The 24,454-nt window shown below is 50.3% G+C and carries 26 protein-coding genes and 1 tRNA gene; 16 read left to right on the top strand and 11 right to left on the bottom strand.

Features of this window, described 5'->3' with window-relative positions; translation table 11 throughout:
- Nucleotides 1-113: 113 nt before the first annotated feature.
- Entirely contained in the window at nucleotides 114-488 is a 375-nt protein-coding gene (locus RDU59_05815; protein ID MDQ7837990.1) for a type II toxin-antitoxin system VapC family toxin, read from the bottom strand.
- Nucleotides 485-691, bottom strand: a complete 207-nt coding sequence (locus RDU59_05810; GenBank protein MDQ7837989.1) for an AbrB/MazE/SpoVT family DNA-binding domain-containing protein — start codon at nucleotides 689-691, stop codon at nucleotides 485-487. The genes RDU59_05815 and RDU59_05810 overlap by 4 nt, the downstream gene beginning before the upstream one ends.
- 280 nt (nucleotides 692-971) lie before the next feature.
- Here RDU59_05810 and RDU59_05805 point away from each other — a divergent pair, with 280 nt between their 5' ends.
- A complete protein-coding gene (locus RDU59_05805) occupies nucleotides 972-2,345 on the top strand; it encodes a cobalamin-dependent protein (protein MDQ7837988.1) in 1,374 nt (457 codons plus the stop codon).
- Nucleotides 2,346-2,354: 9 nt separating this feature from the next.
- Here RDU59_05805 and RDU59_05800 read toward each other — a convergent pair whose 3' ends face one another.
- The 3 genes from RDU59_05800 to RDU59_05790 all read right to left on the bottom strand — a co-directional run bounded on the left by RDU59_05800 (nucleotide 2,355) and on the right by RDU59_05790 (nucleotide 4,289).
- The gene (locus RDU59_05800; protein MDQ7837987.1) at nucleotides 2,355-3,242 is read right to left on the bottom strand and encodes a cation diffusion facilitator family transporter; all 888 of its coding nucleotides are present in this window, start codon (nucleotides 3,240-3,242) and stop codon (nucleotides 2,355-2,357) included.
- A 12-nt stretch (nucleotides 3,243-3,254) separates the two neighbouring features.
- Nucleotides 3,255-4,004 (bottom strand): nickel pincer cofactor biosynthesis protein LarB, encoded by a 750-nt coding sequence (larB, locus tag RDU59_05795; GenBank protein ID MDQ7837986.1) that lies wholly within the window; start codon nucleotides 4,002-4,004, stop codon nucleotides 3,255-3,257.
- A 209-nt stretch (nucleotides 4,005-4,213) separates the two neighbouring features.
- A tRNA-Val gene (locus RDU59_05790) sits at nucleotides 4,214-4,289 on the bottom strand.
- A gap of 181 nt (nucleotides 4,290-4,470) precedes the next feature.
- Between RDU59_05790 and RDU59_05785 the strand changes: the two genes are divergently transcribed.
- From RDU59_05785 to RDU59_05745, 9 genes are all read left to right on the top strand, one after another.
- Nucleotides 4,471-5,127 carry a hypothetical protein gene (locus RDU59_05785; GenBank protein ID MDQ7837985.1) on the top strand — a complete coding sequence of 219 codons (657 nt, stop codon included), beginning with the start codon at nucleotides 4,471-4,473 and terminating at the stop codon, nucleotides 5,125-5,127.
- Between the two features lie 157 nt (nucleotides 5,128-5,284).
- Nucleotides 5,285-5,881, top strand: a complete 597-nt coding sequence (locus RDU59_05780) for a sigma-70 family RNA polymerase sigma factor (GenBank protein ID MDQ7837984.1) — start codon at nucleotides 5,285-5,287, stop codon at nucleotides 5,879-5,881.
- Entirely contained in the window at nucleotides 5,882-6,400 is a 519-nt protein-coding gene (locus RDU59_05775; GenBank protein ID MDQ7837983.1) for a hypothetical protein, read from the top strand. It begins immediately after the preceding gene.
- Nucleotides 6,393-6,914 carry a DUF3106 domain-containing protein gene (locus RDU59_05770; protein ID MDQ7837982.1) on the top strand — a complete coding sequence of 174 codons (522 nt, stop codon included), beginning with the start codon at nucleotides 6,393-6,395 and terminating at the stop codon, nucleotides 6,912-6,914. Before RDU59_05775 ends, RDU59_05770 begins: the two co-directional genes overlap by 8 nt.
- Before the next feature lie 333 nt (nucleotides 6,915-7,247).
- On the top strand, nucleotides 7,248-8,258 hold the full coding sequence (locus RDU59_05765) for a sigma 54-interacting transcriptional regulator (GenBank protein MDQ7837981.1): 1,011 nt from the start codon (nucleotides 7,248-7,250) through the stop codon (nucleotides 8,256-8,258).
- A gap of 217 nt (nucleotides 8,259-8,475) precedes the next feature.
- Nucleotides 8,476-8,952: a PilZ domain-containing protein gene (locus tag RDU59_05760; protein ID MDQ7837980.1), complete on the top strand. Its 477-nt coding sequence runs from the start codon at nucleotides 8,476-8,478 to the stop codon at nucleotides 8,950-8,952.
- 362 nt (nucleotides 8,953-9,314) lie between these two features.
- A complete protein-coding gene (ndk, locus tag RDU59_05755; protein ID MDQ7837979.1) occupies nucleotides 9,315-9,734 on the top strand; it encodes a nucleoside-diphosphate kinase in 420 nt (139 codons plus the stop codon).
- A 193-nt stretch (nucleotides 9,735-9,927) separates the two neighbouring features.
- Nucleotides 9,928-10,971 carry a thiamine-phosphate kinase gene (gene thiL / locus RDU59_05750; GenBank protein ID MDQ7837978.1) on the top strand — a complete coding sequence of 348 codons (1,044 nt, stop codon included), beginning with the start codon at nucleotides 9,928-9,930 and terminating at the stop codon, nucleotides 10,969-10,971.
- Between the two features lie 15 nt (nucleotides 10,972-10,986).
- Nucleotides 10,987-11,976 (top strand): lytic transglycosylase domain-containing protein, encoded by a 990-nt coding sequence (locus RDU59_05745; GenBank protein ID MDQ7837977.1) that lies wholly within the window; start codon nucleotides 10,987-10,989, stop codon nucleotides 11,974-11,976.
- Nucleotides 11,977-11,979: 3 nt separating this feature from the next.
- Here RDU59_05745 and RDU59_05740 read toward each other — a convergent pair whose 3' ends face one another.
- The 5 genes from RDU59_05740 to RDU59_05720 form a co-directional block, all read right to left on the bottom strand.
- On the bottom strand, nucleotides 11,980-12,129 hold the full coding sequence (locus RDU59_05740; GenBank protein ID MDQ7837976.1) for a hypothetical protein: 150 nt from the start codon (nucleotides 12,127-12,129) through the stop codon (nucleotides 11,980-11,982).
- A 29-nt stretch (nucleotides 12,130-12,158) separates the two neighbouring features.
- On the bottom strand, nucleotides 12,159-14,339 hold the full coding sequence (locus RDU59_05735) for a vitamin B12-dependent ribonucleotide reductase (GenBank protein ID MDQ7837975.1): 2,181 nt from the start codon (nucleotides 14,337-14,339) through the stop codon (nucleotides 12,159-12,161).
- The gene (locus tag RDU59_05730; protein ID MDQ7837974.1) at nucleotides 14,315-14,704 is read right to left on the bottom strand and encodes a methylated-DNA--[protein]-cysteine S-methyltransferase; all 390 of its coding nucleotides are present in this window, start codon (nucleotides 14,702-14,704) and stop codon (nucleotides 14,315-14,317) included. The genes RDU59_05735 and RDU59_05730 overlap by 25 nt, the downstream gene beginning before the upstream one ends.
- A 160-nt stretch (nucleotides 14,705-14,864) precedes the next feature.
- Nucleotides 14,865-15,518: a TrkA family potassium uptake protein gene (locus tag RDU59_05725; protein MDQ7837973.1), complete on the bottom strand. Its 654-nt coding sequence runs from the start codon at nucleotides 15,516-15,518 to the stop codon at nucleotides 14,865-14,867.
- Nucleotides 15,519-15,540: 22 nt separating this feature from the next.
- Complete coding sequence (locus tag RDU59_05720; protein MDQ7837972.1) at nucleotides 15,541-16,914, bottom strand: TrkH family potassium uptake protein; 1,374 nt, start codon at nucleotides 16,912-16,914, stop codon at nucleotides 15,541-15,543.
- Between the two features lie 370 nt (nucleotides 16,915-17,284).
- On the opposite strand from RDU59_05720, the gene RDU59_05715 reads away from it, so the two are divergent.
- On the top strand, nucleotides 17,285-17,485 hold the full coding sequence (locus RDU59_05715) for a cold-shock protein (protein MDQ7837971.1): 201 nt from the start codon (nucleotides 17,285-17,287) through the stop codon (nucleotides 17,483-17,485).
- A 52-nt stretch (nucleotides 17,486-17,537) separates the two neighbouring features.
- Here RDU59_05715 and rmuC read toward each other — a convergent pair whose 3' ends face one another.
- Entirely contained in the window at nucleotides 17,538-18,800 is a 1,263-nt protein-coding gene (gene rmuC, locus RDU59_05710; protein MDQ7837970.1) for a DNA recombination protein RmuC, read from the bottom strand.
- A gap of 369 nt (nucleotides 18,801-19,169) precedes the next feature.
- Here rmuC and RDU59_05705 point away from each other — a divergent pair, with 369 nt between their 5' ends.
- The 5 genes from RDU59_05705 to RDU59_05685 all read left to right on the top strand — a co-directional run bounded on the left by RDU59_05705 (nucleotide 19,170) and on the right by RDU59_05685 (nucleotide 24,433).
- The gene (locus tag RDU59_05705) at nucleotides 19,170-19,598 is read left to right on the top strand and encodes an Hsp20/alpha crystallin family protein (GenBank protein ID MDQ7837969.1); all 429 of its coding nucleotides are present in this window, start codon (nucleotides 19,170-19,172) and stop codon (nucleotides 19,596-19,598) included.
- 41 nt (nucleotides 19,599-19,639) lie between these two features.
- Nucleotides 19,640-22,018 carry an endopeptidase La gene (gene lon, locus RDU59_05700; protein MDQ7837968.1) on the top strand — a complete coding sequence of 793 codons (2,379 nt, stop codon included), beginning with the start codon at nucleotides 19,640-19,642 and terminating at the stop codon, nucleotides 22,016-22,018.
- Entirely contained in the window at nucleotides 22,011-22,859 is an 849-nt protein-coding gene (locus tag RDU59_05695) for a PHP domain-containing protein (protein MDQ7837967.1), read from the top strand. The genes lon and RDU59_05695 overlap by 8 nt, the downstream gene beginning before the upstream one ends.
- A gap of 237 nt (nucleotides 22,860-23,096) precedes the next feature.
- A complete protein-coding gene (locus RDU59_05690; GenBank protein ID MDQ7837966.1) occupies nucleotides 23,097-23,669 on the top strand; it encodes a flavodoxin family protein in 573 nt (190 codons plus the stop codon).
- Entirely contained in the window at nucleotides 23,666-24,433 is a 768-nt protein-coding gene (locus tag RDU59_05685; protein MDQ7837965.1) for an MBL fold metallo-hydrolase, read from the top strand. The genes RDU59_05690 and RDU59_05685 overlap by 4 nt, the downstream gene beginning before the upstream one ends.
- Nucleotides 24,434-24,454: the final 21 nt, after the last annotated feature.

The following is a 24,454-nucleotide window of genomic DNA, read 5'->3' as shown; positions in this document are numbered from 1 at the left end:
ATACACTATGGCAACCATGCTTAAAAACCGCTTGACAAAAAACACAGTTGCTCAGGCGGATGCCAGGTGGTGGGGGGGCCGGGAGAAAACTCCGGTCACCCATTGGCCATTTATTATTTCTTCGGAAAGTACTTCACCCCGGAAATATTCTTGAAATCTGAATCTTGAGTCCAGATTTTGGCATTGAATACCCGCGATGTTGCGAGGATAATACTGTCTGCCATCGGCAACTGATGTTGTAGGCTGAGTTTTGAGGCAACAATTGCCACCTCGACTGTTAAATCCACAACTGTACCTTTTTGCATGGCAGCAACCGCTTGAAGCGCTTCATTCTCGCTGGATTCCCGAAGAACAACCTTAAAGACTTCATAGATCGTTACTACCGGGACGACAAGCGAGGCCGTATCTTTTAAGGGAATTATGAAGTGTTTTGCATTCGGTTCGTCTGCGAAGTATGCGAGCCAGCCGGAGGAATCGACGATATTCATACTCTATCTCCCTCCCGTTCGAATTCCGTGTTTATGCCCTTGAGAAATCCGCGAAGTTCTGTAATATCTCGTTCCGGGATAAACTCGATCCGTCCGTCATATTCGATGACCTGCATTTTTTGACCAGGGCGAAGACCTAAAGATTCCCTCACTGCTCTGGGGATAACGACCTGAAATTTTGGTGACACAGTGACTGTTTGCATGATAATGCCTCCATCGATACTAATGGATATTACAATATCATGATTGATTGGATTTTGTCAATCTTTTGGATGAGATCTAGACCTAGGGGACAATCCTATGAAACATTCGGGGATGACAGACAATTTTGCAAGAGCCTCACCTAGCTACGTCATTTTCGGGGTTTCGTGGGAGAAAAGTGTCCGCAGGACTTACAAGGCATTGATTTGCAGGACTTTCTGACCCATCTGGCCGTTTAAAAGAAGGGCGCCCCGGTTGACGCGGCAGACAGAGTGATTTAGTATGCAGGCCATGCGTCAGCCGCGCCTGTTACTTATCAATCCCTGGATTTACGACTTTGCCGCTTATAATCTATGGGCTAAGCCTTTGGGTCTGCTCTATCTGGCGGCCATACTGCGCCATAACGGATTTGCAGTAGATTTTATCGATTGTCTTTCTACCCGTCATTCAGAGACGTCAGGGGGACTGAAAAGTGAGCGCGGTAAAAGGCGAAAATTCGGGACCGGCAACTTTTTGAGAACACCCATCCCAAAACCAGCCGGATTAAAAGATATCCCCAAGACATACAGTCGTTACGGTATAGTCCCGGAAGAGTTCAAGGCCGGACTTCAGGCGATAGAACGACCCGATGCCGTTCTGGTTACCTCCCTCATGACGTACTGGTATCCGGGGGTATTTGAGGCTATTAGCCTGGCGAAAGAGATTTTTCCCGGTGTCCCGGTCATCCTGGGCGGAATTTATGCCACCCTTTGTACGGATCATGCACAGGAGCATTCCGGGGCCGATTTTGTCCTGTCCGGACCGGGTGAAGAAACAGTATGGCCCCTCCTGAAGGACATGACCGGTTGTGAGCCGGCCTTTGTGCCCCAGGCAAACACTTTGGACGACCATCCCTATCCGGCATTCGACCTGTCCGGCGACAGGGACTATGTCTGCCTCCTTACCTCGCGGGGTTGCCCCTTCCGGTGCGCCTATTGCGCCTCGCATAAGCTGGCTCCCCTTTTTACGCAGCGTGCCCCGGAGGCGGTGATCGGAGAGATTTATTACTGGCATCATAAATATAATATACAAGACTTTACTTTTTATGATGACGCCCTTCTTATTAACAAAAAGGTCCATATCTGGCCCATACTTGAAGAGGTAATCAGAGAAAAATTGCCTGTAAGATTTCATACCCCAAACGCCCTTCATATCCGGGAGATCGATGATTATACCGCCCGTCTCCTTTTCCGGGCCGGTTTCAAGACTATCCGATTCGGGTTTGAAACGGCCAACATGGCGCGGCACAAGGATATGGACGGAAAGATCTGCGAAGGCGATTTGATACAGGCTGTTAAGTTTCTCCGGCAGGCCGGATTTGAAGCCAAGGACATAGGTGTTTACATCTTGTCCGGCCTACCCGGCCAGGAATGGCGGGAGGTGACCTATTCCATTGATTATGTCAAGGCGGAGGGCGGGGCGCCTTATCTGGCCGAGTACTCCCCTATACCAGGGTCGCCTCTCTGGCCAAAGGCCGTAGAGACCGCCCGTTTCCCCATTGCGGCAGACCCTATTTATCAAAACAACTCCATTTTTCCCTGCGCCGGGGATTTTTCCTGGGAGACCGTGCAAAAGATAAAGATGCAGGCGCGCGCGGCCCGGGGCATAAGCTGCTAAGATGGGGTATTATCCGGCCATAGGCCGACCGTAGGCCGGCGAGGGCTCGATATGGATGGTGACGTCCTTGACGCCGGGGATGTTTTCCTTGATTGTGTTTTCCACCACATGGGCTATCGCATGCGCCTTTTCTAAAGAGATATCCCGCTTCATGTGACAATGCATATCCACGTGGATATCCCCCCTCCTTCCCCGGCTCCTGATTTTATGACAATATTCAATGCCGTTCACGCTCATGGCGACGGTCCATATCTGTTCTTTATCTATGGCCGCCGCATCAAGTAAAATTTGGGAGCTGCTTCTGATGATCTCAATCCCGGCATAACCGATGAAGATACTGATAAAGAGGGCCACGATAGGGTCAACGATAGGGTAGCCGGCCCGGATGGCCAAAAGCCCGATAATTACCGAGCCGGTCGTAAATATATCGGCCCCGGTGTGGAGGGAGTCAGAGATCAATATCTCACTCTCGAATATCCGGCCCTGCCTGCGTTCGTAAAGCATCACGAAGATATTGACAATCAGGGTGACTCCCATGACGGCAAAGCTTACCGCATCCACTTCAGGGTGGACAGGATGGTAAAAGCGTTTTATGGACTCGGTCAGGACATTGACACAGACAAGGAAGAGGAGCACGGCAATGCCCACTGAAGTCAGGGTCTCGTACTTACCGTGACCGTAAGGGTGGCGCTCGTCCTTGGGCCTGGAGGCCATCCATATACCGAAGAGGCCGATAATATTGGACGAGCCATCCGAGAAGGAATGGTAGCCGTCCGCCATGATGCTGGCGCTGTTTATAACCCAGCCGTAAAAAAGCTTGCATGCGGCCACGGCAAAGTTCAGGATCAATACGATCCATAAGACCTTGCTGATCTGACGGAATCTATCCTGTTCCATAGTTTATTGCATTTATAACCGGTTGATAAGACTGGCGATATAACCGGCGCCGAACCCGTTGTCTATATTGACTACGGCCACGCCTGCCGCGCAGGAATTGAGCATGGCCAGAAGGGCCGCAATCCCTCCGAAGCTCGCCCCGTATCCCACGCTGGTGGGCACGGCAATAACCGGTTTATCCACAAGCCCGCCAACTACGCTGGGCAGGGCGCCTTCCATCCCGGCCACTACAATGAGTACAGAAGCAGAGGCAATTTTTTCTTTGTGACTGAGAAGCCGGTGGATACCGGCTACACCCACATCATAGAGATACTCCACCCGGTTGCCCATTATCTGCGCCGTAAGGTAGGCCTCTTCGGCCACGGAGATATCCGAAGTGCCGGCGGAAATGACCAGGATGGTCCCCTTACCGGCGATTTCCGGCTCTTTTTTCTTAAGGATCAATAACCGGGATAATGGATGGTAATCGGCGTCCGGGAGGGAGGAACGGATGTATGCGGCCTTGTCTTCACTGATTCTGGTGACCAGAACCCGGTCGCTGTGTTCATAAATGGAAGTAATAATCTTAAGCAGTTGTTCGGCGGTCTTTCCTTCACCGAAGACTACCTCCGGAAACCCTTGACGCAGGGGCCGGTGATGGTCGATTTTGGCATAGGTCATATCCTCAAAAGGCAGGTTTTTCAGGGCCTGGAGGGCTTGTTCAACCTCTGTCCGGCCTTCCTGCACCGACAATAGCAAATCTTTTAATTTATCTATATCCATAATTGATGAATTCGTAGAAAAGCCTTTTCACCGCTGAGCACGCAGAGCCCACAGAGAAAAACTGTAAACTATTCCATTTGTTATCTCAGCGTTCTCGGCGGCCTCCGCGGTAAAATTTTATTTTTTAAATCTATGCCCCGGTTGCAGGCGCTGTCAAGGTATTTCTGGCAAAAAAAGCCAGTCCAAAGACTGGCCTTTTGTTTTGATCATGGTGGGCGGTGCGGGATTCGAACCTGCGACTTCCACCGTGTGAGGATGGCACTCTAACCACTGAGTTAACCGCCCGGTTTTTTACTTCTACCTAATACCCGGAGAAATTTCAAGGTTATTTTTGCCCTGCCCATCTCTGCCAATAAGGTTTCATTTATTGTCATATTTTGTTATATTTTAAAATAAGACCAATTAACACGTTCCCATCCGGAAACCCAAAAATTCCGGATGAGCACTAACTTGTCTGGAGGAAGCCATGAAATGGATAGCGAAGTTATTCATAGTAGTATCCCTGGCGGTGTTGTTTCTTCCCGCGTGCGCAGCCGATCGCGAGTTTCAGGTGGGGTTGACTTATTGGCCTCCTACTGCGCTGCGTTCCTATTACACCTTTAAGGAGCCGCCCTCCATAGCCCTGGCGCCCTTTACTGATAACCGTACCGAACGGAAGCTCCTCTTTAAAAGATATAATAATCTGGGAGGCGAGGACTTTTATTACCTGAGGGACGAACGGCTGGATACGGAGTTTGCTGCGTCCATAAAGAGGGGACTGGAAGAGGCCGGCATCAAGGTTATTGATATTCCGTCATGGGACCGGAGCGCAGATGGTTTTACGGCCATGACAGTTAACGGCATATTAACCGGAACTATCGAGGAGTTTAGTTGTAAAAGAGAGGTCGGCGCCAGTCCGCTTTTACCCGCCCTGGTGGGAAAGGCCCGGTTAAGACTTTATTGGGGGGATAAACAGGGCCGGCTCATAAAAGAGGATATTCTTGAGGCTAAATTTCAATCAGAAGAGTTCTTATTTATAACTGAGGCCGAGATAGAGCACATCCTCAACCTGGTTATGGCGGACTTGGTGGAAAAGACGATCAAGAGTAAGGCCGTTTCTGAGATAATAAAAGGTAACCTCTGACCATGAATGTATATTTTTATAAGGCCGGTCCACAACCCATTAAAACTGCTGTAAACCATCCGGGACTTTTTTCGTCTAACTTCAATAAACCGTGCTGGAGTCGAACGACTACATGGATGGACTTTGCACGCAACCGCAGTTCTCATACGTGGATTTTATGACCGATAATCCATCCTGTTCATCGGTGGTTGCCCGTAAGGATACTTATAAGGACTTTGGCGAGTTTGTGGCTAAGTATCAAAAAAGGGCCTTTTTCATCGCCTTCGACCTGGTCAATGATGTAGAGGATGCCCGGGATCTTTCACAAGAGGCGTTCGTTCGCGCCTATGAGCGCCTGGGGCAATTTCGCGATGAGTCCTCTTTATACACCTGGTTTTACCGTATCCTGGTCAACCTGTGTATGGACTTTAGGCGCCGGAAAAGGCGCTGGTGGAAGATATTTCAGCCGGAAGGAGATACCAGAGAGGACCCGCGTTGCTCGTTAGCCGAGAAACCGGCCCTTACCCCTGGCCCGGCGGAAAGATATGATCAGAAGGAGTTGTCGCAAAAGGTAAGGAAGGCATTAGATGTCCTTCCCGCCAAGCAAAAGGCGGTATTTATACTGAAAAATTACCATGGGATGCCGATCAAGGAGATCGCAGCCATCCTTAAGATAGCCGAAGGGACAGTTAAAAGCCATCTCTTTCGTGCCGTGAGAGAGTTGCAGGCAAGGTTAAAAGACGATTACGGCTATAACTATGGAGAAAAGAGTTAAATGAAAAGCTGCCGCCATTTCCAGAATGACGCCATTTTGAGGCACTATGGAGAGCTTCCTGCGGGTGAGGGGGCGAAGCTCACGGAGCACCTGGCTCGTTGTGAGGTTTGTTCAGCTTATGTTCGAGACATGGAAAAGATGCTGGCCCTTACAACCAGGGAGAGGGATATGGCCGCGCCTTCACCTGTGTTCTGGCAGGCTTACCAGGCCGGAATTAGAGAGAAGATAGATGAAGAAGCAAAACGTTGCTGGTGGTCGAGGATTCGCCTGGGCGGAAGAGTTCCAGCCCTGGCCGCCGTCTTTTCAGTCCTTCTGTTCCTGGGGGTCTGGTTTTTGTATCCAGGAGACAGGGCGGAAAAGCCTAAAATGTACGATCTACCTGTGAGTGCGGAAGAAACGCATCTGGTTAAGCACCTGGATATGCTCCAGGAGTATGATCTGATAAAAGACCTGGATGCTATTGAACAGATACAGGATACCTCACAGCGGCCTGTACCGCAGGGTTATGTCCATGCCTAGGATTATATTTTTCCTGAGTATATGCATTATGTTTTTTGCCGCTTCTGCCCTGAGGGCGCAGGCGGAAGACGGACTTGTTCCGGCTGGTAATAAGGCAGAGACTGTGGAGCGGACGGAAGAGGAGGCAAATTGGCAGAGATGGCAAAGGCTTTCTCCGGAGGAACGCGCTCGTTTGAAAAAAAGATACGGGGAGTATCAAAAACTTCCAACAGAGGAAAAGGAAAGACTGCGGCGGAATTTTGAGCGGTTTCGCAGTCTCTCTCCAGAAGAGAAAGAGCGTTTGAGGGAACGCTATCGCTTCTGGCAATCCCTGCCGCCGGAGGAAAAGCGTTCTTTACGCCGGCATCAGAGGGGGCAGGAAGGCTCTTCGTCTTCTGAAGACCGGGAAGGGCCGGATAAGAGCCAGTTCAAGGGCCCATCCAAATGGCAAGGTTCATCCCCTGGCGAGAGAAGAGGTTTTTCCCATGATAGGCAGAATAGGGATGTTATGCCTTCGAGAGGCCACAGGAGGTGACGGCTTCGTAAAAAGTCCATTTGCTGCGTTGATGTCAGCTCAAAGGTGAAAGTTCAAAGCTGAAGGGAAGAATTGTAGTACCTACCCCTTTTAGCTTTTAGCTTTGAGCCTTGAGCTATTTCTACTGTGCCGTCCCAATTTTGACTTTTTACGAGTTCATCAAGCTTGCCTGCCCGATGGAAGGATATATGAGCCTTCCGCAACCCGCAACTGAACATGCATAGCGAGCGCATTCCCCGCTGCTTGCCATCCAGGTCCGACCTTGGCGGGCAGCGGGGAGCTTCAATATTTTGACTTGATTTATCGGTGGTCATCTGTGGTATAATCCAGGCCATGCAGAAGATAAAAACTAAAGATATGGGAAGACAGATGAATGTAACGATTCTCGGCCATCCAACTTATGTTTCCCGTCTGACGAGATTTTTTGAGGTTATCGGGGCCAGCGATGGATCATTGCTGCTTACGGGGCCATTTGGCTGCGGCAAGGAAATCTGGCTTGATTACGTGATTGCCAATAGTAAACGGAGTCAGCAGGCCATCATAAAGGTCAACTGCGCCGAACTGGCCGGGTCCGATGCTACGCGGGAGATATTTGCGGATACTGCCGAGAGTCCGCTTGGCCGGGCGCAGGGAGGCACACTGGTATTGGATGAAGCCCAATATCTGCCTATAGCTACACAGGCAAGCCTGGGCAAATTTTTAGAAGACCGGAAGGTGTCGGATCGACGTACGGGAGAATCACGTTTTATTGATACACGCATAATGGCTATGGCTACAGACAGGAAGGCCTTGGCGTCTATGCTTATGTATCGTTTTACCTATCGGGTGAGCATCTCTCCCCTGGCCGGGCGTAAAGAGGATATCCCGTATTTATTAAAAGGGCTTTTACGGGATACATCCATACGCTATATGCGCTATATCGCCCTCTTAAAATTATTTTACAACCGTTGGGATGGGAATGTAAGGGAATTAAAAAGTTATCTTGCCCAGACTATGGCCTATTACCAGTCCACTGCGGCAGAAAAATTCCATGCCGCAGGCCTCTGGGGTGAGGTTTCCACCCGCTACTTCCAGGATGTTTTTGCCGAGGAGACCTGGTACTATGATTACAATTTTGAAGAGGACTTCCGGAGATATTTTTCAGAGATCCTTACCAGGACGACCTTCCGCGAGGAGATCATAAATGAGGGGCTGGTGGTGCCCTTAGAGAAAAAAGACGCCAGTTATCTTGCGCTAAATATCTGGGAGGAGGATTTTGAAGAAAAGGCCTGGCGTATTTATCGCAAGTTTGCAGAATATCTGGAGAAATGCAAGGCCGGTGTAATTAAGGACACCGGACTATGAGGTGGCAGGGGAGAGAGTTTTTCTGAATATCGCGCTTACAGTGGAATCTTTTTTCCACTTTGGGTGGAAATGAAATTCACACTTTGTGAATTTCATTTCCGTTTTTTCTTATCTACTCAAGAAATATTCGTAATCTCAAAGGGATTATTGCAGTAAAAAGTTAAATCATATCTGGCATTGAAATTGCTTGTCCAAAAGGTCGTCGAGGAGGTCGGCTATGCAGAGAAAAGATGTGAGCGAAAGGCGCTGTAATGAAAGAGTTCTTCTCTCCGTGCCGCAGGAGTTAGGCGTAGAAAAAGCAAAAAATGTTTACCTGGTAGGCCTCTCTGCCCATGGGGCGGAGATAGCCTGCCTGGAAGAGCCCCGGTGGGATGGAGCCTTACAGTTTTGCCTTCAGTTGCCGGAAGGCATGCATACCCTTTCTATTACGAGCGAGGTAGTCTGGCAGAGAAAGGAAAGGGCCTGGCATGCCGGAATTAGATTTGTTTCTCTCTCCGAAATGGACAGACAAATACTCGAGGCTTACGTAGATTATTTAAAACGGGAAAATGTACTCCTGGAGGCCCGCAAGACCATCAACATGCACCTGGGGACATTTATCAGAAATTTTGAACGGCTTCTTGAGCTTAAGGATTTATGGGGAGGCATAAGTAAAATCCCGGATCAGGAACCAAGACCCCGGTATCTGCATTAGAGACAGAGCCGTTATCAGGCAGCCTTCTTTATATTATTGTTTTTTGGGAAGCCAGGAGTCAGCATACAAAATTCAGGGAATAAAGGATGCTCTTGCAAAACTTCAAGATTGTCATTCCCGAGGATTTTATCGGGAATCCAGTTCTTGTAACATAAAGAAGTTATGAATTACCACTTGTCCCCGCGTTCCCACATTGTCCCATCTTTGATTTTTTCTTGAAAGCTAGCCCTGACAGCCCGTTAAGAGGCGACAAACCGGTATACACAGAAAGGGCGGCGGATTTGGGATGCGTCGCCGGTTGACAGGCCGCATCTTTTCTGGTAGGTCGTAAGGTCAATTTCTCAAAGGAGGCTGCTAATAATATGGAACGAACCCTATCTATCATCAAACCTGACGGCGTTTCGAAAAGACTTATCGGTGAGGTCATCAAGCGTTTTGAGAAAAATGACCTCCGTATTGTGGCTATAAAGATGGTGCATCTGAGTAAGAAGGAAGCCGAGGGTTTTTATGCGGTGCATCGGGAGAGACCATTCTTTGACAGTTTGACGGGCTTCATGTCCTCAGGACCGATCGGAGTTATGGTCCTGGAGGGAAAGGGGGCTATAAAGAAAAATCGGGACCTGATGGGCGCTACCAATTACAAGGAGGCCAAGCCTGGGACTATCCGGCATGAGTTTGCCTCGAGTATAGAGCAAAATATCGTGCACGGGTCTGACAGCCCGGAGACGGCGGCTACCGAGATCGCCTATTTTTTTAATGCCCTGGAGATATTTGATTACTAGCAGAAAAGACGGCTTCGTAAAAAATCCAAAATATCACGCAAAGCCGCCAAGTACGCTAATTTTTTTTCTTGGATAAAACAATATATTGTCCTCACGGTCTTTGCGCCTTTTTCGCTTCGGCGAATCTGCCTATGGCACGACCTTTGGTACGAGCAGTGAGAAATCGACCTTTTCGAGTTCATCAGAAAAGAGAATGGCAAGATTGAAATCATACCTGACCGGGGCCGATCTAAAGGCCATAGGTGAACAAGGGATATTATCTATCCTAAAGAAGAACTTTTCCCGTGTGGAGAGACCGGATGTCCTGCGCGGTATCGGCGAGGACTGTGCTGTAATCCCCATAAGCCGTACCCGGTGTCTGTTGGTGACCACAGATACGCTGGTTGAAGGCATCCATTTTCGCCTGAACTATACCCCTCCCTATCTCCTGGGTAAGAAGGCTATGGCCGTTAATTTGAGCGACGTGGCCTCGATGGGAGGGGCGCCTACCCATGCCTTTTTAAACCTGGCCCTGCCTGAAGAGATGCCTGTATCCTTTGTGCGCCAATTAGTTCAGGGCATCAATTTCTGGTGCCGGCGTTATAGCGTGCCCGTTATCGGCGGAGATACGGTCTCCTGCCCCTATGGTGTCGTGCTCACTATAACCGTACTGGGTAAGGGATATAAGGGGAAAATCGCCTTACGGTCCGGGGCCGGGGAGGGAGACCTTATCTTTGTTTCCGGCTGCCTGGGTGATGCAGCGGCCGGGCTGGCCTTGCTGGAAGGAAAGCGTAAGCCGGATCCGGCCTACCGGAGACTTTTTAGGGCACAACTGGATCCCATACCACAACTGGAGTTGGGAAGATACCTGGCCGGGCATAAGCTGGCTTCGGCCATGATCGATCTCTCGGATGGTCTGGCTACTGACCTGGCGCATATTGCCGAAGAGAGCGGTGTAGCCGCAGAAATTGACGCCGGGACACTTCCGATTTCTACTGCCTGCCGCAAGCTGGCCAAAGAATCCGGCTCTTCTGCACTGGCCTGGGCCCTTTTTGGGGGGGAGGATTATGGTATTTTATTTATAGTTTCACCGGGTAATGCCGAAAAGATAAAAAGAGAAATGAAATCCTTGACCAGAGTAGGCCCGTTCTGTGTGGGTAAGATAGTCAAGGGGAGGGGTGTTTTTTTGCGGGAAGGCGGATATAAAAAAGATATCACCCATAAAGGGTACGATCATTTCGCAAAAAGGCAACCTTAAAAGGAGGTATCCGGGGTGGCTAATACCAGATTTAATTTTTCCACGATAGCGGTCTCTTTGGGCCTTTTCATTGTAGCAGTATTTTTCTTAATCTTCATCACCGGCCAGTCTCCGGTTAGAACTGTGGGTGTTGTGCCCATTTTTGAATTGCCCACCGGTCTAAGCTTCTGTGGTGAGCCGGTCCCTCTTGAAAGGCAGGACGTCCGGGAGATGCTGGACCGGGAATTTGTTATTTCCGTTTATGACCATGCCCAGGTCATCATGTGGATGAAGCGCGCCAACCGGTACTTTCCTTATATCGAGAAAAGGCTTAAAGAACGGAATATGCCGGGTGACCTCAAATATGTAGTCGTAGTCGAAAGCGCGCTGAAGACCTATGCCTTCTCCGGTGCAGGGGCGGCCGGCCCATGGCAATTTATGGAAAAGACCGCAAAACGTTATGGACTGAGGGTCGATGACTGGATTGACGAACGGTTGAATTTTGAGCGGGCTACCGAAGCTGCCCTGGATTATTTCGGAGATCTTTATCAAAAGTTTGGCAGCTGGACTGTGGCCGTAGCGGCATATAATTGCGGCGAAGACCGGATGAATAGGGACATTACCGGGCAGAATGTTAATAATTTTTATGGTCTTAACCTGCCCCTGGAGACAGAGCGGTATATCTTCCGGGGATTGGCCGCAAAGGTAATTCTTAGCGCCCCCGAACTCTATGGTTATAACGTGCCTGAGAAGAGTCTTTACCCTCCTCTGGAATATGATCGTCTTGATTTTAAGGCGTCAGGCGAGGTACATCTGCGTAACATAGCCTCTGCATGCGGTACGACCTTCAAGGCCGTCAAGGAAATAAACCCGCAAATAAGGAACAGCACTATCCCTGCGGGATGCTATGCCCTAAATGTGCCCAAGGGGACGGCGGAACAGTTTAAGGCTAATTTTGCAAGCGCCTTGTCCCGGGGTAAGCGGGATAACATCTTGATTTGCAAGAAGAAGGACCGGGATAAGTGAAGATTACCGGCGCGCCCGGCTGCTCTCCATACTACCGGTCGAAGATACGCTGAGGCGTGCGAGTCTTCGACGCATGCGGGTAACCAGCAGGTGGGCGAGCCGTGTGGGTTCCGGGATACGATAGCGGGCTGTGCAGGCCAGGGTATAGCCCATCCCAGGGGTGCAGGTTATGTATTTTCATCCTAATCGCATCGGGAAAATCCGCAGGACCGGCATACGAGACATCCGCCTTCGGATTCCAGAGATCCCCCACAGTCCGGGCAGGCCCCCATGGTCTTGTCGTGCGGCGTGATGGGAAGATTGGTCACATTAGCTATGGCGCGGGCCACAGCGTCAGGGCAGGAAAGGATCATTTTACCCTGATCCCAGATAGGCGATGGACAACGTATTCCTGAAAGTTGTCTGATGATCGCCTCCACCTTGAGGCCGGAACGTAAAGCCAGAGAGATAAGCCTGCCGATGGCCTCTATTTGAGAGGCAGCGCAACCACCGGCCTTGCCTATCTGGGCAAACACTTCACATATTCCCTTTTCGTCCGAGTTTATGGTGATATACAGGTTGCCGCATCCGGTACGCATACGTTCTGTAATGCCTGTGGTGCGCATAGGCCGGGCACGCGGGACGATTTCCTTTTTTTCTCCCTCTTTTTTAAAACTTAGCACCTGACCCTTCCGGCTGCCGTAGCGATAGATGGTCAGCCCTTTCAATCCCTGTTCATAAGCCAGAAGGTAGACCTTGTGCACATCTTCGATAGAGGCTGTGGAGGGAAAATTGATGGTCTTGGAAACGGCATTATCTGTATGTTTCTGGAAGGCGGCCTGCAGCCGGATGTGCCATTTCGGGCTGATGTCCATGGCCGTCATATAGACCTTCTTCAGTGAATCCGGAATTTCCGGGATGCCTTGAATGGAGCCGCCTTGCGCGATGTCCTCCATAAGCTCTTTGGTAAGGATACCGGCCTTTTTAGCCTCTTTCTTGAAGTAGGGGTGTACTTCCAATAGCTCGCTTCCATCCAGGACGCGGCGCACAAAGGAGACGGCAAAAAGCGGCTCTATACCGCTGGAGCAACCGGCGATGATGCTGATCGTGCCGGTAGGGGCGATAGTTGTAGTGGTGGCATTACGCATAAAGGGGGTTTTGGGATTATCGTATATGCTGCCTTTATAGTTGGGAAAGTTGCCGCGCTTTTTGGCTAAATCGGCTGAGGCCAGTTTGGATTCACGCGAGATAAAAGACATGACGGTCTCTGCCGTTCTAACCGCATCCTTTGAATTATAAGGAATACCCAGTTGTATGAGCATGTCGGCAAATCCCATTACCCCCAGGCCTATTTTGCGGTTGGCCTTGCTCATGGATTCGATCTGCGGCAGGGGATATTTATTGATGTCTATAACATTATCCAGGAAGTGCACGGCATGATGTATTATTTTTTTAAGGTCGGCATAATCTATCTCGTCCGCCTTAACGAAGCGGGAGAGGTTGATGGAGCCAAGATTACAGGCTTCATAGGGGAGTAAGGGCTGCTCACCGCAGGGATTGGTGGCCTCTATATCGCCCAGTTGTGGAGTGGAATTGTACCGGTTTATACGGTCGAGGAAGATTATCCCCGGCTCGCCGGTGGCCCAGGCGGCCTCGACTATCTGGTTAAAGATATGGACGGCGGGGACAGATTTTACTTTATGTCCATTCCGCGGGTTGATAAGGTCATATTCTTCGCCGTTAGCCAGTGCCCGCATGAATTCGGCGGTTATGGCCACTGAGATGTTAAAGTTGTTGAGCTTATCCGTCAGCTGTTTGGCATTTATGAACTGTTCTATATCGGGGTGATCCACACGGAGTATTCCCATATTAGCCCCGCGGCGGGTCCCCCCTTGCTTGATCGTCTCCGTGGCTATGTCAAAAACCGTCATAAAAGAAACCGGGCCGCTGGATACGCCCTGTGTCGTGCGTACCACATCATTGGCCGGACGGATACGGGAGAAGGAGAACCCGGTTCCCCCTCCGCTTTTGTGGATTATGGCGGTCTGTTTGATGGCCTCAAAGATGCTGTCGATTGAGTCTTCTACAGGCAGGACGAAACAAGCGGCGAGTTGTCCCAGCCTGCGGCCGGCATTCATCAGGGTGGGTGAGTTGGGCATGAAGAGGAATTCGGTCATCATCCGGTAAAAGGTATCTTCCGTTTTCTTAACGTCGGTCTTTTGGTCATAGATGGCGTCGGCAGCGGCCACGGCGCGGGCCACGCGGCGGAACATCTGTTCCGGTGTCTCTACAGTCTGGCCCTGCTCGTTTTTTTTAAGATAGCGCTTTTGCAGGACAGTGAGGGCATTTGCGGTCAGTTTCAATCCGGTTTTGGGAAGGGGCATGATCTCTTCTCCTTATACGCATTTTCCAGGGTGAGGAGCTTTGTTTTCAAGTTCAGGCCGGAACTAAAGCCGACGAGTTTACCGGTACTTCCTATGACGCGATGGCATGGTATTATAAACGGGAGTGGGTTGGCGCCTGCTGCCTGTCCTACAGCACGGGCCGCCTTCACTTTTCCGACAGCCCTTGCTATTTCCTGATAAGAGCGGGTCTCACCGTAAGGAATGGCCCTTATGGCCTCCCAGACCGTCTTTTGGAAGGTGGTCCCTGTTACATCCATAGGCACAGAGAAGATGCGGCGTCTGCCGGCAAAATATTCCCTGATCTGGGTTATGACCGGGCCGTGTATTTCGGCATTTTCTTCCAAAGTTACCGCGCTTGCATGTCTTTTCTGTAGCCCGGCGGGGGTGCAATCTTTGGCCTCAGGACAGAAAATTATATAACATAAGCCCTTGACGTTGGACAGAAAAGTGAGACAGACGGAATTAATTCTGGCCTGCGTAAAAAAGAAGCGCATGGTGTTTTTACTATAACTTCTCCAATTTTGCGATGTTGTCCCTGTGGCCAATTACAAATAGTATGTCGCTGTCTTTTACTACAAAGTCGGCAGGTGGAACCAGGATAAAATTATCAGTAAGGACTTCCTTTACGCCGATGACATAGACGTTATGTCTCACCCGCAGGTCAAGACCGCTCAATGTCTTCCCGATAAAGGCGGTAGGGGGCGCCAATTCTACCAGGGTGTAGTTTTCTACCATGGGGATGAAGTCCAGGATGTTCGGTGTAGAGAGACTCCTCGCCGTCTTCAGGGCCATTGCCTTTTCCGGGTAGATTACCTCGGTAGCGCCGATTCGTTCCAGTATCTTGCCATGATCCTCATTCATGGCCTTCACTAAAATCTGTTTGACCTTTAGCTCCTTAAGGTAGAGGGTGACGAGGATGCTGGCGGCAATGTCTTCTCCGATGCTGACCAGCACTGCGTCCATCTGATCCATCCCCAGGGTTTTTAATATTTCCTTGTGCGCAATGTCAGCAACCACCGCCTGGGTGGAAAAGGGTTGAATTTCCTGTACCCGGTCCTTATCCTTATCGATAGCTATGACTTCGTGTCCATCTTCAAACAGGGCCTTAGCCAGGTGGAAGCCGAACTTTCCCAGGCCAATCACGGCAAATCTTCTCATAGCCCGCTCCTTTCGCTCCTTTTTAACCAATCATAACCTTTTCTTCTGAATAACGGAATTCAAATCCGGGCCTCTCTCTTCTGACTATTACATAGGCAAAGGTCAGTATCCCTACCCGGCCCATGAACATGAGGGCGCTTAAAATGAGCTTATTCATGCTGTTGAGATAAGGGGTAACCCCCATGGAGAGCCCTACCGTGCCAAAGGCCGAGATGGTTTCAAAGAGATACGTAAGAAAACAGCCTCTGGCCGGATGCGAAGCCGGGCATGCCATTTCGCTGAAGAGCATGAGCATGTGGATGGTCAGTACGGTAAATACCGAGAGCATATACAGGGAGATACTCCGCATGACCACTTCAGAAGGGATGGTCCGGTTGAAGACGTGCACGTACGGCCTCCCGCGCAATTTGTTCCAGACCAGGGCGGTCAGTACGGCCAGGGTGCTGGTTTTGATCCCGCCGCCCGTCGATCCGGGGGAGGCGCCGATAAACATCAGGAGGATGATTATATAGAGGCAACTGTCTGTGAGGGAAGCGGTATCGACTGTATTAAACCCTGCGGTCCGGGGGGTTATGGATTGGAAGAGGCTGATGAGACATTTTTCATAAAATGGACGATGGGCCAGGACATTATTGGCTTCAAACGCCCAGAAGAGCAGGGTTCCGGTTAAAATCAGTATCCCGGTGGTGACGATAACCATACGGGTATGCAGAGAGAGCGCTCTCCTTTCCGGGTGACCCTTTATTCGCTGGTAAAGCTCGTATATGACCGGAAACCCCAGACCGCCCATGATTATATTCGCACATATAGTGAGATTGACACCCGCATGGCCGGTGTAGTTCATGAGATTATTGCTAAAGGTGGAAAACCCCGCATTGCAGAAGGCGGATATGGAATGAAAGAAGCCATGGTACAGGGCGGTCGGAAATGGATAGTCCCTCCAGAAGCACAAGGCCAGAAGAATAGAAGCAGTCCCTTCCACCAAGAAAGTAAAAAGAAAAATGGATTTTATCAGGGTATGTATGTCTGTAATGGGTGCAGGGGTAAACGATTCCTGCATCGACCAGCGCCCCCGGACGCTTATCCCCCGCCCCATAGAGAGGAATAGAAAAACAGAAAAGGTCATAACCCCTAACCCGCCTACCTGAATTAAGGTAAGGATAACCATTTGTCCGAAAGTGCTAAAGGATTTTGTGGTATCCAGGACGGTCAGACCGGTCACACAAAGGGCGGAGGTAGAGGTAAAGACGGCGTCGACGAGAGAGATGGGTTGAGTGGTGTGGGATATGGGTAGATATAGCATACCTGCCCCGATAATATCTATGACCAGGAAGCTCAGGATCAGAATATGGGCGTGATGGAGCTTTTGTAAATATCTCTGGAATACGGGAGGCAAATTAGTTCCTTTCCGGATAGAATGTGCCCTATTTTATCCATAGTATTTTAAAAAACAAGGTAATTTTGAGAACCGTGCCGGTCCGCAGCTGGAGGAAATTACTGTTGCTGATTAAATAAAAAATGATAGCTTAGCGGAAAAAGCTTGACAGAAGGTCAGATAATCGTTAACGTAGATACACTTTTATGTTTAGGAATAGTTTTTGTTTTTAGGAATAGTTTTTGTGTTATAGAGGTCGTATAGAGTTAGCCACCGAGGTCGATAGAGTCCGAAGTGGCTTTTTTTTTGAAAATTTTCATGTCAGTCTCGTCACATGGGGATTTTCCCCGTTTATTTTTTTGTTTGCTAGTAAGAAAGGAGGGTTTGGTTTATGGCGGAAGGTAAAGTGAAGTGGTTTAATGAGAAGAAAGGCTTTGGTTTTATTGAGCAGGAGGGCGGTCCTGATGTCTTTGTGCATCACTCTGCTATCCAGGGCGCCGGGTTTAAGACCCTGCGCGAGGGTCAAAAGGTAACCTTTGAAGTCCAGCAGGGTCCCAAGGGACCCCAGGCCGTTAACGTCGTTGGTGAATAGATAAAGACAGGGCCGAAACGGGTTTGTTCAATCTGTGTTCGGCCCTTTGTTTTTAGTCTTCTTTTTTATCCACGGACGAAGGCAGTGTCCGTTCCCCTTCCAGGTGCAAGGCCTGGCCGGTTATGCCGGCCATCTGGTCGTGTATCTTTTCTGCACGTTTGTGTGCTTCTTCATATTTGCGATGGGCGAGGTCTATATTCCGACCTACGGCCGTAAACTGTTCGTAAAAGATGCCGAACAGTTTTTGCAGTTCACCTATGCTGCCCCGTATCTCCTGCGCCTGTTTTTCAATATGGAATCCCCTTAAGCCGAAGGCTATGGCCATAAGGTAGGCGTAGAAACTGTTGGGAGAAACAGGAACAACATGCCTTTCCAGGGCATAAGAGGCAATGGATTTTTCCTCTCCCAGTTCTTCATCTTTTACGATCACTTCATAAAATACGTTTTCGGCCGGGATATACATGAGGGCGAAGTCATAAGTGCCTTCGTCCGGCTTTATATATTTACGGGCGATTTCATCTATTCTGGCCTTCACCGAAGTCATAAATTCCCTTTTGGCTTTCTTACGTTCTGCTTCGGTTTCAGCCTGTCGCAGACGTTCAAAGCTCTCCAGGGGAAACTTGGCGTCCACCGGTACGGTGTTGCTGCCTAAACGGATCAGGACATCTACTTTTTCCCCGGATTTAAAGGCATACTGCGTTTCGTAGTTGCGCTGGGGCAGTATCTGAGACAGAAGGTCTTCCAGGAGATATTCGCCGATTCCTCCGCGTAGTTTGGGAGCCCTGAGGATATCCTGCAGCCGGCTGATATCCTTGCCCAGTTCCTGCATATGTTTAGCGGTTTCAAATAATTCCCCCAGGCGTAACTGAACCTTGGATATTACCTCCGTAGCCCCCTGCAACTGTTGGCCTATGTTTCCCTGGGTCTGGGTAAGTTGTTCGTTCATGGTCTGAAGGAGCCGCCCCAACTGATCATTAAGGGTGCGCGTAGTATCTTCTAACCGTTGGTTCAGGCTTTTTAATGTCTCCCCCTGACCCTGGTTAAGTTGTGCGGTCAGTTCGCCAAGCTGGGTATTGAATGTGCCCACTATGGTAGCGAACTGGGTTTGCACGGTTTCCAGATGCCTGACCTGACCTTGCGCCTGTTGGTCACGCATGTCACCTATTTGCCGTATGATTTCCAACAACTGCTCTTGTAAAAGGGAGGTGGTGGAGGTCTTTTCTTTCAGGGTGCGTATCTCCCGGAACAATAATAAGGCCCCGATTCCGGCAATAAGCAGGATGGTCAAAAAGATAAGGATAGTTTCAGCAGTCACGATTTAATCTCCGGAGATTTTTCTTCTTAGATTAATTAGTTTTCGTCCGGAAACCGAAAATCTCCGGACGAGCAGTCAGCACTCAGCTATCAGCGCTCAGCTTACGATGCTATTTGTCTTGATTTTTTGCTGAGAGCTGACTGCTGATGGCTGAAAGCGTTAAGCCGGAAACGGTAGTTTCCGGATGAACACAGATTATTTATATGGTTACTTATAGCCCATTTTTCTTATATTTTCCATTTTAAATCCCCCCAAACCTCTTCTTGCCAAAAAAAGGGGGGTGACATTAGGGCGATAACTCCCTTGACATTAAGCAGAGGATGACTATTTAATGATAATATCAGGGGGAAGCCCGACTAAGGAGGCAGTATGGCAATTATTACCATCCGCACCGGCAGGATATTGGGAGATATCCATCGGGATATGCTCAAAATGCTGGGCGACGTCTTCAATACGGCTGGAATGATGCCGCCTAATAGGGCCTGGGTCCCGCCGGTAGATATCTATGAGACCGAGAAAGAGGTCATAGTCCTGGTTGAATCGGCGGGAGTCAAGCAGGAAAGTCTGGATATAACCCTGTATAAGGACCTGCTCCGGATCGCCGGCTTGCGTGAAGGCGAGAGCGGCTCCCGGTCCAGAAAATTTTACCAGATGGAGATAGCCTATGGCGCCTTCGAGCGGGTGTTAAGGCTTCCTTCTGCCGTGGAAAGTGCTGAGGCCTCGGCCTCCTATAAAAACGGTCTGTTATCCATAACCCTGCCTAAAATCAGAAAGACCCTTCGTGTGGAGATAGCATAGAGTTTGCAGGGACCTTAACCTTAAAGGAGTAGATAAAGCTCATGACTGAACAAAAAGAAGAAATAAAGGTCGAAGAGATACGGGATGAAGGCATTAAATGGCCCGAAGAATGGCCGGTAATTCCGGTGGAAGACACCGTCCTTTTCCCGCAGATGGTTATCCCTTTGACTATATCAGATAAGAAACTGGTCAAGCTCATTGATGATGCCCTTTCCGGCGAGCGCCTGGCGGCCGTATTTACAACCAAGTCTGAACCCAAGGGGGAACTCTATGATGTGGGAACCTCAGCTCAAATCCTGCGCATGATGAAGGTCCAGGAAGACCAGGTGCGCCTGCTGGTGCAGGGGGTGGCCCGCATGCGGAATGCAGGCATAACCTCCACGGAGCCGTATATGAAGGCCCGGTTAGAACGTTTATATGATAAGATGGCTAAAGACAAAGAGGCCGAGGCCCTTGTTTATAACCTGCGCAATCTCTTTCAAAAGATATTGGAATTAAGCCCCCACATCCCTTCTGAATTGGGCACAATTGCCTTAAATATCGAGGATCCGGGGACCCTGTCGGATATGATTACGTCCAGTCTAAATATCTCCGTATCCGAACGCCAGGATATACTGGAGACCCTGGAGGTCAAGGCCAGACTGGAAAAGGTGATGCGGCTGGTTACCCGACAGACAGAGATCCTGGAACTTGGCCGAAAGATACACACCCAGGTCAAGGGGGAAATTGATAAGACGCAGCGGGAATATTACCTGCGGGAGCAGTTAAAGGCTATTAAAAAGGAGTTGGGTGAAAAGGATGAACTGAGCGTCGAGATAGATGAACTGCGGGCTAAGGTAGAGGAGAAGAAGCTTCCCGAGGTAGTAAATAAAGAGGCTATGCGTGAACTCGGCCGTCTGGCCAGGATGCACCCCTCTTCGGCCGAATATACGGTAGCCAGGACATATCTGGACTGGATTCTGGATCTGCCCTGGCATGAAAGCACCGAGGATAGTCTGGACATAGCGGAGGCCCAGAAGATATTGGACGAAGATCATTATGATCTGGAGAAGGTAAAAAAACGGATTATTGAGTATCTGGCGGTAAGAAAGCTCAAGGCCGACATGAAGGGTCCCATCCTATGTTTTGTCGGGCCGCCCGGCACAGGTAAGACTTCCCTGGGACGATCTGTGGCCAGGGCCATGGGGAGAAAGTTTATGCGTATCTCCCTGGGCGGGGTGCGGGATGAAGCAGAGATCCGGGGGCACCGGAGAACCTATATCGGGGCCTTGCCCGGCCGTATTATCCAGGGCATACGTCGGGCCGGTTCCAACAATCCGGTTTTTGTCCTGGATGAGATAGACAAGCTTGGCGCCGATTTCAGGGGAGATCCGGCCTCGGCCCTCCTGGAGGTGTTGGACCCGGAACAAAATAATACGTTTTCCGATCATTACCTGGATGTTCCGTTTGACCTCTCCAAGGTTATGTTCATTACGACCGCCAACCTCCTGGATACGGTTCCGCCTGCCCTTCTCGATCGTATGGAGGTCCTGGAATTGCCGGGTTACACTGACGAAGAGAAGGTGCGGATCGCCCAGAAATACCTTATTCCCAGGCAACTGGCTGAACATGGTCTGAAACCTAAACAGGTGCGTTTTGAGAAGAAGGCCATACAGAAGATTATAAGAGAATATACCCGTGAGGCCGGCTTGAGGAATCTGGAGCGGGAGGTGGCGGCTATTTGCCGCGGCATTGCCAAGAAAGTGGCTGCCGGTGAGATGGAGAAGTTTGCAGTGCGTGCCGAGGCGGTGCCGGAGTTTCTGGGACCACCCCAGTTTTACTCGGAGGTGGCGGATCGTACGGCTGTGGCCGGGGTGGCTACCGGACTGGCTTGGACACAGGCCGGCGGTGAGATCCTTTTCATTGAGGCGACAAAAATGAAAGGCAATGGCCGGTTGTTGCTCACCGGCAAGTTGGGCGAGGTGATGAAAGAGTCGGCGGAAACAGCCTTGAGCTTTGTCCGCTCCAAGGCCAAGGGCCTGGGAATTGACGAGGATTTGTTTGAGAAAAATGATATACACATCCATGTGCCAGCGGGCGCTATACCTAAAGACGGGCCTTCTGCCGGCGTGGCCATATTTACCGCCCTGGTGTCTCTTCTGACCAATAAGCCGGTCAATAGCCAGGCAGCTATGACCGGGGAGATAACTCTGCGTGGCCGCATCCTGCCGGTGGGGGGTATAAAGGCCAAGGTCCTGGCGGCCAGCCGGGCCGGGATAAAGACGATTATTCTTCCAAAGCGAAACGAGAAGGATATGGAAGAGATACCGGATGATGTTAAAAAGGACCTGGATTTTAAGTTCTTGACAAGAATGGAAGAGGTTATCCCCATAGCCTTTGCTGAGAAAGGTTCCGGTCGGCGGAAAGGTCGGCATGCCTGATCTGATCGATCTTCATTGTCATACCACGGCCTCGGATGGAAGTCTGACCCCGGCCGAACTGGTACGCAAGGCGAAGGAATGCGGCCTCAAGGCCGTGGCCATCACCGATCATGATACGGTGGAAGGCGTGGGTGAGGCCTTGGCCGAGGGGCAGAGCCTTGATTTTGAGGTTATACCCGGTATCGAAATCAGCGCGGAGATCCCATCCGGTTCCATGCACATACTGGGTTATTTTATCGACCATACCTCTGCAGATCTGCTTGCGGTGCTCCGGAAACTGCAGGATTCCCGGGAGACCCGTAATCAGCGAATAATAGAAAAACTCCATTCCCTGCATATAGAGGTAAGCTACGCGGAGCTTTTGCGGGTAGCCGGAGGCGGACAGGTGGGCCGGCCGCATATTGCCGAACTCCTTGTCCAGAAGGGGTTTGTCCGCAGTTTAAAAGAGGCCTTTGATATTTATCTCAAAAAGGGGCGGCCGGCTTATGCAGAGAAATTTCGTCTTACGCCGGCAGAGGCCATTAAACTCATTACCCGGGCCGGTGGGATGGCGGCGCTGGCCCATCCCGGCTCTTTAAATAAATCCCTGGAAGAGGTGGAGAAGGTAGTAGGCGAGTTGGAAGCTGCCGGTCTCAAGGGATTGGAGGTCTTCTATACCGAACATGCACCGGAACAGACGCGGGGCTATCAAAGGATCGCCGGCAGGCATCATCTTATACCTACCGGAGGTACGGACTATCATGGGGCCTATAAGCCGGGCATTGAACTGGGCCGGGGGCGGGGGAGTCTGCGCATTCCTTATGAATTGTTGGCTGATATGAAGAAAAAAATGGGCAGGTGAGGGAGAAAAGTTCAAAGTTCAAAGCTCAAATAAATATCAAATGGGCGAGCATTCAGACATCAACTTTCAGCCAGGAGAAAAGGGGATACGCCTTTCTCTTCGGTCTTGCTGAGCGCTGATAGCTGACAGCTGATCGCTCAAAATTTGGCATTGAATCATTTGGATTTCATTTGACATTTTGATTTTGGCATTTGAACTTTAGTTACGTTGACTTTGACAGGACCCGGTAAGGACACTTTGAAAGTAATCGGCATCTATTCCAGCCCGCGGACCGGCGGCAATTCGGATCTGCTCCTTAAGGAGATGCTGCGCGGGGCTGCTGAGGTTGGGGCATCAGTTGAAGAAATATTTCTCCGGGAGTTACACTTTGCTCCCTGTATGGAATGTAGTTCCTGCAACGAGACCGGCGAATGCGTGGTCCAGGATGATATGCAGTTGATCTATCCCGGGCTGGAATCGGCAGACCGCGTAATTATTGCTTCACCGGTATTTTTCTACAGTGTTACGGCCCAGCTTAAGGCTATGATCGACCGCTGTCAGGCCCTGTGGTGCAAGAAGGCCTATCTCCGCCAGATTCCAGCGCTGGAGGTGAGTGGCCGCAAGGGTTTTTTCCTGTCTGTGGGCGGCACCAAGGGCAAAAATCTTTTTGATTGCTCGGTCACCACGGTGCGTGTCTTTTTTGAATCCATCGGCATCACCTTTGAGGGATACCTTGGTTATCGCCAGATTGACCACAAAGGGGCCATACTGGAACATCCCGCCGCTCTGGCCGAGGCCTTTAAGGCTGGAAAGAGGCTTTGCCGGGAATGATCGAGGTTATCGTACTTGGTTCCGGTACCGGTGTCCCGTCTCTGCGCCGGGCCGCGCCCGCTACCTGTGTTCGGTACAACAATTATATACTGCTTCTCGATTGTGGCTCGGGTATGCTGCGTCAGCTACTAAAGGTTGGGATTTCCCCTGAACAAATCGACGCTATTTTCTTGAGCCATTTTCATCCCGATCATGTGGGAGACTTGGTCCCCTTTCTTTTTGTGACCAAATATAACCTCGGCTACCAGCGCACCGTACCATTTACTATATTAGCGCATGGCCGGGTTACCAGCCTGTATGAAGACATGAAGAGCGCCTTCGGCCATTGGGTGATGCCGCCGTCAGGCCTCATGCAGATTCAAGAATTGGAGACAGCTACAGAAAAGACCGTTTCTCTGGGAGGTCTGAAACTGAGTTTTTCTCCAGTGCCGCACACCCCTGAGAGTCTGGCCGTCCGTATCGATACAGAGGATGGCCGGTCAATAGTCTATTCCGGGGATACGGATTATTCAGCCGGTTTGGTTCAGTTAGTCAGGCGGGCGGATCTGTTTATCTGCGAGTGCTCGTGTCCTGAAGGTATGAAGGTGGAAGGACATCTGACCCCCTCTCTGGCCGGCCGGATGGCTGCGGAAGCCGGTTGCAAGCGGCTGATGCTGACGCATCTTTATCCAATCTGCGATGATAGTAATTTAATCGAACCCTGCCGCCGCCATTATGATGGTGAATTAATTATAGCCGAAGACCTTCTCAGGCTTGTTATTTGATAGCTGATGGCTGACTGCTGA

The organism is Thermodesulfobacteriota bacterium, from assembly GCA_031082315.1.
Lineage (GTDB): Bacteria > Desulfobacterota > QYQD01 > QYQD01 > QYQD01 > QYQD01.
The sequence above is the reverse complement of the archived record's forward strand: the minus strand, read 5'-3'. Positions and strand labels throughout refer to the sequence as shown.

Coding starts and splice junctions, on each gene's coding strand:
- RDU59_05735 (MDQ7837975.1), bottom strand. CDS start 14,339: ATGCCCCTTCCCAAAACCGGATTGAAACTGACCGCAAATGCCCTCACT.
- RDU59_05785 (MDQ7837985.1), top strand. CDS start 4,471: ATGAAATGGATAGCGAAGTTATTCATAGTAGTATCCCTGGCGGTGTTG.
- RDU59_05685 (MDQ7837965.1), top strand. CDS start 23,666: ATGATCGAGGTTATCGTACTTGGTTCCGGTACCGGTGTCCCGTCTCTG.
- RDU59_05705 (MDQ7837969.1), top strand. CDS start 19,170: ATGGCAATTATTACCATCCGCACCGGCAGGATATTGGGAGATATCCAT.
- RDU59_05780 (MDQ7837984.1), top strand. CDS start 5,285: ATGACCGATAATCCATCCTGTTCATCGGTGGTTGCCCGTAAGGATACT.
- RDU59_05765 (MDQ7837981.1), top strand. CDS start 7,248: ATGCAGAAGATAAAAACTAAAGATATGGGAAGACAGATGAATGTAACG.
- RDU59_05810 (MDQ7837989.1), bottom strand. CDS start 691: ATGCAAACAGTCACTGTGTCACCAAAATTTCAGGTCGTTATCCCCAGA.
- RDU59_05815 (MDQ7837990.1), bottom strand. CDS start 488: ATGAATATCGTCGATTCCTCCGGCTGGCTCGCATACTTCGCAGACGAA.
- ndk (MDQ7837979.1), top strand. CDS start 9,315: ATGGAACGAACCCTATCTATCATCAAACCTGACGGCGTTTCGAAAAGA.
- lon (MDQ7837968.1), top strand. CDS start 19,640: ATGACTGAACAAAAAGAAGAAATAAAGGTCGAAGAGATACGGGATGAA.
- RDU59_05770 (MDQ7837982.1), top strand. CDS start 6,393: ATGCCTAGGATTATATTTTTCCTGAGTATATGCATTATGTTTTTTGCC.
- RDU59_05715 (MDQ7837971.1), top strand. CDS start 17,285: ATGGCGGAAGGTAAAGTGAAGTGGTTTAATGAGAAGAAAGGCTTTGGT.
- RDU59_05740 (MDQ7837976.1), bottom strand. CDS start 12,129: ATGGGCTATACCCTGGCCTGCACAGCCCGCTATCGTATCCCGGAACCC.
- RDU59_05800 (MDQ7837987.1), bottom strand. CDS start 3,242: ATGGAACAGGATAGATTCCGTCAGATCAGCAAGGTCTTATGGATCGTA.
- larB (MDQ7837986.1), bottom strand. CDS start 4,004: ATGGATATAGATAAATTAAAAGATTTGCTATTGTCGGTGCAGGAAGGC.
- RDU59_05760 (MDQ7837980.1), top strand. CDS start 8,476: ATGCAGAGAAAAGATGTGAGCGAAAGGCGCTGTAATGAAAGAGTTCTT.
- thiL (MDQ7837978.1), top strand. CDS start 9,928: ATGGCAAGATTGAAATCATACCTGACCGGGGCCGATCTAAAGGCCATA.
- RDU59_05775 (MDQ7837983.1), top strand. CDS start 5,882: ATGAAAAGCTGCCGCCATTTCCAGAATGACGCCATTTTGAGGCACTAT.
- RDU59_05725 (MDQ7837973.1), bottom strand. CDS start 15,518: ATGAGAAGATTTGCCGTGATTGGCCTGGGAAAGTTCGGCTTCCACCTG.
- RDU59_05805 (MDQ7837988.1), top strand. CDS start 972: ATGCAGGCCATGCGTCAGCCGCGCCTGTTACTTATCAATCCCTGGATT.
- RDU59_05695 (MDQ7837967.1), top strand. CDS start 22,011: ATGCCTGATCTGATCGATCTTCATTGTCATACCACGGCCTCGGATGGA.